Source organism: Desulfatiglans sp. (assembly GCA_012513605.1).
Taxonomy (GTDB): domain Bacteria; phylum Desulfobacterota; class DSM-4660; order Desulfatiglandales; family HGW-15; genus JAAZBV01.
Map to the genome: position 1 here is coordinate 1 of JAAZBV010000055.1, position 11,389 is coordinate 11,389.

Sequence of the window (11,389 nt, forward strand, 5' to 3'; positions counted from 1 at the left end):
ACCTGGTCATAATGGTATATATGCGCCATCTCATGCAGAAGGATGCTCTTAAGCTCATTGTCTGTTAATGTGGTAAATAGCTTTTCAGGGATAATGATAGCAGGATGTATAAACCCTATTGCCATTGGGGACTCTATTAGAGATGATCGGTAAAGCCTGGGCACAAGTCGCCCCTTCCTGAATAATGTGGCGGCAATATTGCTCAGCATATTATTAAAGGATATATCCTTTATAGCTTCAATACTTCTCTTAAATTTCTTTACCAATATTAATCCATAGCCCAGCCTGAAAAGTTGAAAAAGTACCCCGATAATCCATATGAGGCCCAGCATGTTAATAATGGTAATTACAGTAGAGGACAAACTGATAGAGTATGGAGAATGTTCCAGGTTAGGAGTCATATATGCTGTATCAATATTTTGAGGAATATATGGCTGTATAACAATGTGGGGTACAGGTTCTATCTGTAATGGTTTAGAGGATACATTAGGCAGTGACGCAACTGGTAATGGTTCATACTGATATGGAACAGAGATAAAATTTGATGTGGTTTCCTGCTCAATAACAGGTGTTGGTTCCATTTGCCATGATATGTCAGATAAACGAGCACCGATAAAGATCACAATGAGTAATCCCATTGCAATTATTGTTGCTGCGCACACAAGGCTGCGAAGAGGTGCAGTTTTTTTAGAAAGCAGTTTTAACAGGACAAGCCCTGTAATTGAAATCAGGATAGACTGCCCTGCCAGTGTAATAAAAAACCCTGCTGCTTCATGACTTGATAATAAAGAGAGAAAATCCATTTTATTTCTCCTCGTATTTGTCTATTAACTCCCTTAACTGCCTTATCTCTTCACTTGAAACCGCTGACCTGCTGAAAAATGCCTTTACAAGCTCTACACATGAACCGCCAAAAATACGATCACCTATATCAAGTGCTATGGCAGCAGAGGCTTCACTGCGCGGTGTAGTGGATTTGAAAAAAAACTTGTTTCCTTCCTGACGATGGTTAAGCCATCCCTTTTCCTCAAGCCTTCCGATCTGAACCTGGATAGTTGACCTGGTAAGATTGCGTTTATTATTTTTATTTACCTGATTCATGATTTCTGTAACTGTAAGCTCCCCTGAGTTCCAGACTGCATTCATTATCTCAAATTCTGCGGGCGTGAGTTTTGGTAAGGCATTTTTTTTCATTTCTCATATCTCCTGATGACATTTGTAGTTAATTATGATGACAGACGTCATTAATGTCAACAATTATTTTTGTAAAATCAAAAATATTTTATCACGAACCTTGTTTCCATGGGTACAATAAAAATAACTTGTTGATAATATGAGATAAATTACCACTAATTAAAAGGATTAAGATTTATTGTGTGAACAGAAATCTGTCAGGTTAACGGATTTAATACACTAAATATTAATTAAAAAGCCTTTTAAAAACCTTGTCAATGCCTCCTGAACCATTCCCCAGGTGCAGCATTGTTACAGGGTTACCGCGCAATGCTTTTTGATTAGAGATACATAATGGCCTGCCTCTCCTTCATATTGATCCGGGTCAGAAAGCAGATCATCTATCCGGGTAAGCCAGGTTGAGCCTAAACCCAATATCCGTGTTTATTGATATAAAAAATGGCAAATGGTTTATTTGTAAAAAGGTATGATGGGGATATGGGATTGATTATAATTGGTTTGCTTCGCTTAACCCAACCTGCATAAAAGATATATTCTTTACTTGACATTAAAATCCATATTAAAGATATATATCACTATTAAGCGGTCGGCTATCGGCGCTCAGCTTTCAGCAAGGGCATATAAGCAAAGATTTGGCTTTAATCTGAATGCTGATATCTTCATCCCGGAAACAATCGCTTTCTGGATGGATATAAATTTGTTTTTCTTTATCCGGTAATTGTTTATGGAGATAATCAAAATGCAAATCCCATCATTTGATCTAAAAGAATTAAAAGTAGTATCTGAAATACCTGAAAGCACAAGGATGCCTGCCATCAAGATGTATAATTACCCTGTTCCGATAAGGGAGGGTGTGGTTGCTGCATTTAAAAGAAAGCCCCTGTGGCAGATAATTGATCCTGAAATCAAAATTTTTACTCCTGGTATCATACCCGATAATGTTGCACGCTCATTTGTTTATGAGGCAAACGCCTTTGACCCTATGGATGGCGGCGGAAAAGATATGTTCGGGATTGAGTGGGAATACATACCTGTGGCTGGCGGTTCAATGGTGCGTCCGGGTAAACCATTCATGGAAGATGCGAATGAGTGGCATGAGCGGTTAACATGGCCTGATGTAGATGGCTGGGGCTGGGAAAAGAGCGCAAAAGATAACAATGGGACATACCTGAAACCGGATATCTTTAACATGGTCTGGTTCCAGACAGGATTTTTTGAAAGGCTGATCTCGTTTATGGATTTTGAGGCGGCTGTTATGGCCATGATAGATGAGGATCAGAAAGAGGCAGTAAGGGAGCTTTTTGACAGGCTTGCTGACCTCTATATAAAGATACTTGATAACTATCTTAAGTACTATGACCATATAGATGGTTTTTATTTTCATGATGATTGGGGCGCACAGAAGGAGACCTTTTTCTCTCCTGATACTGCGGCTGACCTGATTGTGCCTCCCATGAAAAGGGTAACCGATTTTATACATTCAAAGGGGAGGTTTGCGGAACTCCACAGTTGCGGCATGCTTTTAAAACAGGTGCCCAACATGATCGCTGCCGGCTGGGATGCATGGGGCGGTCAGGCTATAAACGATTTTGAAACGATCTATGACCTTTATGGTGATAAAATACTTGTCGGAGTTGTGCCTGAAAGGTTTGATCCCAAAACCACCACTGAAGATGAACAGAGGGCAATAGCAAAAAGATATGTAGAAAGATTCTGCAACCCTGAAAAGCCAAGCTATCTCCACAGGTATGGCGCACAGTACCTGACACCAGCATTCAGGGAGACCCTTTATATAGAGTCCAGGAAAAGATACAGCAAATAAATGAATAGTGTCCATTCAGGAAGAGACAAATTCTGGATGGACACTGCATAGATTTAGTATACAAAAAATTGCGATACCCTTTTGATCTTATGATATTAATACCATTATTTATGGGGAATGAATATCTTCCATATCTGTTTTAATCAGTCAAAAGAGAGCTCTGTTCGGCTTATCAGGTCGCCCTGCAGCTCCTCGCTCAATTCAACAAAATAGGCGCTGTAACCTGCTATGCGCACTAGAAGGTCCTTGTACTGTTCAGGTTGTTTTTGAGCACAGATCATAACATCCCTGCCTATGATATTAAACTGGCTTTGCATCCCTTTACAGTCAAAATAGACATCCATAAGGGCAATGAGATTATCCCTGCCTGTTTCACCTGACACAGCGCCGGGGCTGAATTTCCAGTTAAGGATAATGCCGTTACCAATCCGGCTGTGGTCAAGCTTGGCAACTGATTTTGCTATTGCTGTTGGCCCGTTTCTATCGTGTGATGATACCTTTGTATGCGCAGGGCCTATGCAGTCTGAGAGAGGTTCATATGCCTTTCTGCCATCAGGTGTGGCGGCTGTAAAGAAACCTGCCATTACATTCTGTGAAACTGAAAAGACACCGGGCATAAATTCGCCTCCATGGGCGGTTGGCCGGTGTTCAACATGCTTGCAGTATGTGGCTGCAACAAATTTTGCTATATCGTCGGCATAATCGTCATCATTGCCGTAACAGTGCATCTTTTCGCTGTTTACAAGGGCATATAAAGGCTCATACCCTTCCCAGTCTGCCTTTAATGCCTTAAGATAGGAGGCGCCATCTATCTTTTTTTCATCAAACACCAGTTGCTTTATTGCTGTGAGGCCATCAGCAACAGTCCCTATGCCAACCCCCTGGGGTCCGCTGTGGTTATATTTTGCCCCGCCAACTGATACATCCATCCCTTTCCCGATACAGTCATCTATTAAAAGTGAAAGGTAGGGGAGGGGTTTTAACCTCTGATGGGCCATATCCACCTTGTTTACCTGGCTTATCATGAGGTTGCACCAGTACTTCATCTGTTTATCAAATGAATCCATCACATCATCAAATGATTTAAATGTATCAAGACCACCTGTATCAATGCCGAGCCTTCCGCCGATCCCCGCACATTTACTGTGTCTCATGCATTTTACGCTGCAATCTATGCAGCGGCCGTGGTTAATGGCAAGCTGCATTACCTTTGCTATATTAAATGAGCTGGAATCATGCCAGCCGTATGTCTTACCAGGTACACAGGGCTCGACACAGCCTATGCCAACATAATCCCTCGCCTCTTCTATAGGTTTGTCATAGTTGAGAAGGGCCTTGATCATCTCAGAGTCATTAAATACCTTTGGTTCACCTGTGCCGATCCTGATGACATTAAAGGTCTTTATCTTGAATTCCCTTGGGGAATTTTCATTAAGCCTTACACCCATCCAGGGGTTTGGTATCCTTGTGTGAGCATGCGCATCCAGCACCATGTAGCTCAGGTCATTTGTTGCGTCATTGCCATCCCTGTCCACGCCGCCCACATCCAGTGCAGTGCCCCCCATTATGGTGCCACTGGAAAATACGATTGCCATCTTGTCGCGGATCTTGCACAGCTCATGCATTTTTAAAAAGGACATCTCTATCAGCTCCTGGACAAACTCACGCTTAAAGGTGCCTTTAGCTATATCATTTTTATAAAAGGGGTAAAAAAGCTGGTCAAAACGGCCGTATGTTACAGAGTGACCGTTTGTTTCAATGATTATCATGTTGGTGGCAATGTGCCATAGCTGTATTGCCTCCCAGAAGTCCCTTGGAACACCTTCAGCCACCTGGGCACAGTTAGCGGAAATACGGATCAGCTCTGCCTTTCTGCGTTCATCACCCTCTTTTTGCGCCATCTCATAAGCCAGCTTTGCATAGCGCTTTATATAGGTAACAGCCCCTTCAAGGGAGATAAGGGCTGCATCATAGAACTCTTTTTTAGTGATATCTGAGGGGTTTGCAGTATCTAATTCCGCCCTTTTTTCAATGATTTGAGTTCTGATACCCCCAAAACCAAGCGAGAAGAGTTTTTCATAATTGGCGCACACATGACCTACTCCTGCTGAGGCAAAGAGCCCGAAAAAGTTAACACCCTTTTCAAGGTGTGATCCTTTTCGCTCCTCTTCGGTCAGGGTGCTTAATATATGCTCTTCAAGGGTGTTGCCTTTCCAGTATTTTTGTATGCCTAAAAGGGCCTTTTTGGTCTTTTCATCAATCACATAACGGTCATTTCTGCGTTGATCAAGGGGTGAGTTGATCATCTCATCACAGAGCCAGTCAATGGAAAATTCAGGGTACACTGGCGCACTCTTTGCGGGGGCAGCTATCTCGCCCACAATAAGCTCGTCAGGCCAGATATTTATTGTAACATTTTCAAGCACATCCCTGTATGACATGGCGCACTTTAATATCTGTGGTAAGTCATTGTATTTTTTGAAGTATCCCTCTGTATATATTACGGCCCGCTGTGCATCGGCAGTGGTATCCCTTTCCTTAAGCCATCTTAAGATATTGTTTATCCTGGGAAATGGCGACGGGTCTTTTGTAATGGCTGAAACCCCAACCCCCCACTCCTTATCATAGGGCTCTATTGCAAGGGGGGCTGTTGATTTTGGGTTATTTTCCTTATTTGCGGTTTCCATTATTTATACCTCTTATGATGATAATCGGCCTCTTATTAAAAAAACTCTAGGAAAAAGGGAAATTTGCGTGTAATATATTTCAATGGTCAAAATATATATCCTGAGCGTTTTAAGTCAAGAATTATTCAGGAATTTATATTATTATATTGATTATTACCAGTTCGTAATTACTTATATAAACTAAACCTGCTGTGGTAATAAAAGGCTTTATTAACATTTTTTTCAGGGAGTTAAAAAATGGTAGCAAGCAAAGAGTTTGATAACACATACAAGGCAGCAGAAAAAATAGCGCCGCAGGCTGTTGAGCCCTTTGACAAAGAATGGGGAGTGGGTATATCGGGTAACACGCCTGAACCCTCGCCGTTTCCACGAATTAACAGGATATTAAAAAATACCGCAAAAACAACCAACGGCTTTGTCCCGCCAGAAAGGGCGCTCCTTGTTACCGAGGCCATTAAAAAGAACCCCGGAGCCTCCCAGGTAACAAAATGTGCTGAAGGCATGGCAAACCTGTTAAGAAACACCCCGATTTATATTTATGATGATGAACTTATAGTGGGGGGCCTGGGTTGTGAGAAAAAAGGGGCGCCTGTTTTTCCTGAGTTTGGTCTAAACTGGGTAGTAGATGAGATGCGTGACGGGCTTATGGACTATAGCCCTGAGCGCACCCATGATTATTTCAGTTTTACAAAAGAAGCATATGAAAAGCTTGAGTCCATCAGGGATTTCTGGAATGGTAAAACCATTGAAGACTATGCAAATTCGCTCCTTACTGATGATGAATTAAAGGGGTCGCATGCGGGCAAAGGGGTATTTTTTGCAGATGCCTATATGTTCTGCGGGGCAGGGCACCTTGGTCTTTCATATGAAAGGCTGTTTAAGATCGGTTACAAAGGTATAAGGCAGATGATAGTTGACGCCTTAAAGGATGTTGATAAAACCTCACCTGACGGACTTAAAAAATATACCTTCCTGAAGGCAGAGCTCCTTGTAAACGAAGCTGCTACAGATCACATAAAACGATACGCCACCCTTGCCTGGGAAAAGGCCAAAAGCACATCTGATGAGACCAGGAAAAAAGAGCTCATACAGATGCATGAAAACCTGCTCTGGATATCTGAAAACCCTCCCCGGACCTTCTGGGAGGCAATCCAGCTTGTGCATATTGCAAACTGCATGATACACATGGAATGTAACGGCCACTCTATTTCATACGGCCGGTTTGACCAGTACATGTATCCATTATTTAAGAAGGATATAAAAGAGGGTACTGCAACCCGTGAATTCTGCCAGGAGTTGATAGAGAATTTCTTCATTAAGATATGGGACCTGAACAAACTTAGGAGCCATGTGCTCATTAAAACATTCGGTAACGGCGGGGTAGGGGGCCAGTGCCTGACCCTTGGAGGCCTAGACAGGGACGGAAAGGATGCCACCAATGAGCTTACCTTTATGGGCATAGATGCACATACCCATATCAGGATACCAACCCCGTGGCTTGCTGTAAGGATGCATGCAGGCACACCTTGGGAACTCAAGGTAAAGGTGGCAAATGCCATACGCCTTGGAACTGGTGAACCAAAGATATTTAATGACGATGTTGCTATACCATCGATGCTTTCATCATATACAGATATAAAGGATGCGCGAGACTATCAGGTGGTAGGGTGCGTTGAGCCTGATGCAACCGGTAAATCATACGGCTGGAAGGATTGCGGTCACATGAACATGGCAAAGGTGCTTGAGCTTGCAATGAATAACGGCAGGTGCATAGACTGCGGCCCTCAGTGCATGAGATGGGAAAAATGCGGCGCAATAGGTGAAAGGCTCGGCCTTGAGACCGGCAGCCTTGAGGATTTTAAGACATTTGAAGAGGTACTTAATGCCTATGACAGGCAGATGGAATACTGGTGTGACCGCCAGATCGCGGTATTAAATGCAGTTGATCTTGCGCATCAGGCATTAAAACCCCTGCCCTATCTCTCTTCTGTTATGGAAGGCTGTATTGAAAATGGCAGGGATATAACCCGGGGTGGCGTTAAATATAATTTCAGCGGGCCACAGTGTGTGGGTATAGGCACTACCGGTGATGGGCTTTCAACCATCAAACAGCTTGTATTTGATGAAAAGAGGGTGACAGGTAAGGAGTTGCTTGATGCAATCCGCAACAACTGGGAAGGGTATGAATCACTCTATGCATATGTGAACAGTGATAAGGTGCATCACTATGGCAATGACGATGACTATGCTGATGAACTAACCAAGTTTGCAATGGACACATGGTGCAAACACATAGAAAAACGGCCCAATACAAGGGGCGGGTTCTATCAGCCGGGGGCATATTCTGTTACTGTAAACGTTGCGTTCGGGCTTATGCAGTGGGCATCATTTGAAGGCAGAAAGGCATTTGAACCCCTCTCTGACTGCATGGGGGCAGTTCACACCCGCTTTGCCTCCCACGATATATCAGGCCCAACCGCAATATGCCGTTCAGTTACAAAGCTTGATCATGCGAGGGCTACAAACGGGACACTACTTAACTGGAAATTTTCACCATCATCCCTTACCGGCACTACCGGTCGTGACAGCTTTATTGCTTTAATGGATGAATATATTCAGCGCAAGGGCATGCACAGCCAGTTCAGCGTTGTAAATCAGGAGACCCTGATTGAGGCCCAGAAACATCCGGATGAATACAGGGACCTCCTTATCAGGGTGGCTGGCTACAGCGCCTATTTTGTAGAGCTGTCAAAGGAGCTTCAGGATGATATTATCGGAAGGACAGTGCTCTCCTTTGACTGATCGGTAAATAGCGTAATGAAACTTACAAAAGATGGTGAACCATACGGTCTCATCACCAACATACAGAGATACACAATTCATGACGGCCCTGGAATAAGAACAGAGATCTTCTTCAAGGGCTGTCCCTTAAGGTGCCTGTGGTGCAGCAACCCCGAAGGATTATCTCCATCTCGAGAGATTGGCGTGTATCCTGCCAAATGCATTGGTAACAGCAAGTGCTCATTTTGTATCAAGGCCTGCCCTGAAAAAGAGAATAGCCCTATCAGGACATGTGACGATCACCTCCTTAAAGTGGATGAAAACGCTGAATGCGCAGAGTGTTTTAAATGTGCTGATGAATGCCCTGCGAATGCAATAATGATCTGGGGCAAAAGATATACCATCCCTGAGCTTGTTAAGATCATCCTGAAAGACCGCAATTTTTATCTCAAGACAGGCGGAGGTGTTACCCTTTCCGGGGGAGAGGTAATGCTTCAGTGGGAGTTTGCAAAACTACTCTTGAAGGAATGCAATGCAAACTCAATAAACACCTGTATAGAATCCTCGCTGCACTGTGCAAGAGAACATATGGAACAGGTATATGAATATACTGACCTTATAATTACCGATATTAAACATATGGATACCAGTAAGCACAGAGAATACACAGGTGTTGGTAATGAACTGATCCTTAGCAATATTAAGAGGACAGTTGAGTTAAAGAAACCAGTGGTTCTAAGGATACCTGTTATCCCGGATCATAACAACAGTGAAGAGAATATCCGGGCAACGGCTGAATTTATTAAGAATGAGCTCAATAATAATATCCTGCAACTCCAGCTTTTACCATACAGGAAGATGGGTACAGAAAAATATGAGTCCTTATGCATTCCATACCCAATGGATGATTTTATCCCGCCTGAAAGGGCCGCGTGGGAAAAAAACCTTCTTGATCTTACTGAGATATTGAAAAAATATGGCATCCCTGCTGTGGCGGGCTCTACCTCAAAGATGATTAGAGCCTGAACATATTATCATTCCTGTGTTCATCACCCTTTCTTGCGTAATCACCACCATTACCACCTGAAAAGTGGAGTATGGGTTTATCAAGCCTTGGCACAAATATGGGGCTGTGTGTAAGGCCCCTGGGTATATAGATCAGGCAGCTTTTGGTTATTGATATCTTTTCGCCCTCAATATAAAAACTGACCTCTGCATTCAGCTCTTCGGGGTGTGTGGGGTCAGTGCCTATAAAACCTATGAACTCATCAAAGTCATCATGGCTGTGTGGTGCAGGGCCTGTATTATTTGTTGTACAGAACCATATTATCTCGGCATAGGGCGCGCCCTTTAACCTTTTACCATCCATATAGACCAGAAACTTTATGAAACCTTCCGGCGCTTCAGGGATTGTTCCATCAGGCCGTTCATACCTTTCAACATAATTATTTGCATAGCTGCCCTTTGCCGCGGTTGCATTTGCCGGGATTGCCTCAAACCTGTCTGTATTAAGGTGGCATGTGTAATAGAAAAATGGTGTTGTAATATCCCTCACCTCAAGATTTCCATGTGCAGCCCCTTCAGGGATAAACACCGCGCATGAATTGGTGAGCGTGAGTTTATCGTTTTCTATCCATAGATCAACAGTCGCGTTTAGGCTATCCTGCTTTTCAGGGTCACCGCCTATCATAAATATCATTTTATCTGAATTGACTTTGAAAAGACCCGGTTCCCTGCACGGTTTTTTATACCATGCTGCCTCATTGAACATGCAGTTCTTTATTACCTTGTCATCCATCCATACAGTATTAACACGGGCATCTTTCGGTTCAACATGGGGTAGAATAGGGTTACCCTGGCCTGAAAATGCGAAATATTCGATATTGGACATCCTTTTTTCTCCTTTTCTTATTACCCCGCCCTGCAGATTAAGCCACCATCCTGAACACAAATTGAGCCTGTAATATGATTTCCTGCGGGTGATGCCAGGAACACGCAGTATGCACCTATCTCGATCGGTTCACCAAAACGGTGACATGGTGTCTCTCTTCTTATAAATTCATGTGCGCTTTCAGGCAGGTCTTTATCAAGGTCAGAATGGAACGGGCCTGGTTCAATACTGTTTACCCGTATACCATCGCCGCCAAGCTCCACTGCAAGGTATCTGGTGAAATGATCAATGGCCGCCTTTGATGTGTTATAAGGGGAATTAGGGTGATTAAATACATCACCAATAAGCTGGGCGCCTATTGATGAGATATTTATGATCCTGCCACCCAGACCTGCCTCACGCATCTTTGGTGCAATAGCATATACCATATTGGCCACACCGTGGAGATTGGTATCTATAACCCTGTGCCACTCCTTCAGATCCTTGTCCTTTAAAAATTCTACATTGGTAGCCACCCCGGCGTTATTAACAAGTACATCTACATGATCAAAAAAATTATAAATATCAGCGGTTGCTGCATCCACACTTTTTTTATCAGCGATATCACACCCTATGCAGGTATATCTGCCTCCATACTGTTTAAAACCGGCTGCGACCTGATTACCCTTTTCCCTGTTGCGGCATAGAATAGCCACATTTGCCCCACTCTGGGCAAAGGCGGTGCAGATCCCGAGCCCGATCCCGCGGTTACCCCCTGTAACAACAACATTTTTGTTTTTTACACTGAAGGCATCGTTCATACTGGTAATAGGTGGTGTCAGGTGCATAATATAGCCTCCTCTGAATGGGTGGTAATAAGCAAAAACTTATGCAAAGGTTATAAATACTCAGTAATTTCCGGTTAAGATGTTGCATAGCACGAGTCCTGGTAAAAGGGGCGGTCTTTTCTTCGTCGATGCTTCCTCCGTTGATGACTTCGTTCAGCTTCTCTTGATTCATTGACAATCTTTATAC

The 11,389-nt window shown here is 43.3% G+C and carries 8 protein-coding genes; 3 read left to right on the forward strand and 5 right to left on the reverse strand.

All coding sequences use genetic code 11. The features are described 5' to 3' along the window. Together GX654_07210 and GX654_07215 are read right to left on the reverse strand one after the other, a co-directional pair. The coding region (locus GX654_07210; GenBank protein ID NLD36639.1) for a M56 family metallopeptidase at positions 1-803 on the reverse strand (803 nt) is incomplete at its 3' end. Between the two features lies 1 nt (position 804). Then, positions 805-1,194, reverse strand: a complete 390-nt coding sequence (locus tag GX654_07215) for a BlaI/MecI/CopY family transcriptional regulator (protein NLD36640.1) — start codon at positions 1,192-1,194, stop codon at positions 805-807. A gap of 739 nt (positions 1,195-1,933) precedes the next feature. Between GX654_07215 and GX654_07220 the strand changes: the two genes are divergently transcribed. Further along, positions 1,934-3,016 carry a methyltransferase gene (locus GX654_07220; GenBank protein NLD36641.1) on the forward strand — a complete coding sequence of 361 codons (1,083 nt, stop codon included), beginning with the start codon at positions 1,934-1,936 and terminating at the stop codon, positions 3,014-3,016. A gap of 143 nt (positions 3,017-3,159) precedes the next feature. Here the strand turns inward: GX654_07220 and GX654_07225 are convergent, their stop codons facing one another. After that, a complete protein-coding gene (locus GX654_07225) occupies positions 3,160-5,703 on the reverse strand; it encodes a formate C-acetyltransferase/glycerol dehydratase family glycyl radical enzyme (GenBank protein NLD36642.1) in 2,544 nt (847 codons plus the stop codon). Positions 5,704-5,940: 237 nt separating this feature from the next. Between GX654_07225 and GX654_07230 the strand changes: the two genes are divergently transcribed. Further along, entirely contained in the window at positions 5,941-8,505 is a 2,565-nt protein-coding gene (locus GX654_07230) for a formate C-acetyltransferase/glycerol dehydratase family glycyl radical enzyme (protein ID NLD36643.1), read from the forward strand. A 15-nt stretch (positions 8,506-8,520) separates the two neighbouring features. Then, on the forward strand, positions 8,521-9,510 hold the full coding sequence (locus GX654_07235; protein ID NLD36644.1) for a glycyl-radical enzyme activating protein: 990 nt from the start codon (positions 8,521-8,523) through the stop codon (positions 9,508-9,510). Here GX654_07235 and GX654_07240 read toward each other — a convergent pair. Together GX654_07240 and GX654_07245 are read right to left on the reverse strand one after the other, a co-directional pair. Beyond that, positions 9,500-10,375, reverse strand: a complete 876-nt coding sequence (locus GX654_07240) for a hypothetical protein (protein ID NLD36645.1) — start codon at positions 10,373-10,375, stop codon at positions 9,500-9,502. The two genes, GX654_07235 and GX654_07240, sit on opposite strands and share 11 nt — an antisense overlap. Before the next feature lie 20 nt (positions 10,376-10,395). Continuing rightward, positions 10,396-11,202 (reverse strand): SDR family oxidoreductase, encoded by an 807-nt coding sequence (locus tag GX654_07245; protein NLD36646.1) that lies wholly within the window; start codon positions 11,200-11,202, stop codon positions 10,396-10,398. Positions 11,203-11,389: the final 187 nt, after the last annotated feature.

Coding starts and splice junctions, on each gene's coding strand:
- GX654_07240 (NLD36645.1), bottom strand. CDS start 10,375: ATGTCCAATATCGAATATTTCGCATTTTCAGGCCAGGGTAACCCTATT.
- GX654_07235 (NLD36644.1), top strand. CDS start 8,521: ATGAAACTTACAAAAGATGGTGAACCATACGGTCTCATCACCAACATA.
- GX654_07230 (NLD36643.1), top strand. CDS start 5,941: ATGGTAGCAAGCAAAGAGTTTGATAACACATACAAGGCAGCAGAAAAA.
- GX654_07245 (NLD36646.1), bottom strand. CDS start 11,202: ATGCACCTGACACCACCTATTACCAGTATGAACGATGCCTTCAGTGTA.
- GX654_07220 (NLD36641.1), top strand. CDS start 1,934: ATGCAAATCCCATCATTTGATCTAAAAGAATTAAAAGTAGTATCTGAA.
- GX654_07225 (NLD36642.1), bottom strand. CDS start 5,703: ATGGAAACCGCAAATAAGGAAAATAACCCAAAATCAACAGCCCCCCTT.
- GX654_07215 (NLD36640.1), bottom strand. CDS start 1,194: ATGAAAAAAAATGCCTTACCAAAACTCACGCCCGCAGAATTTGAGATA.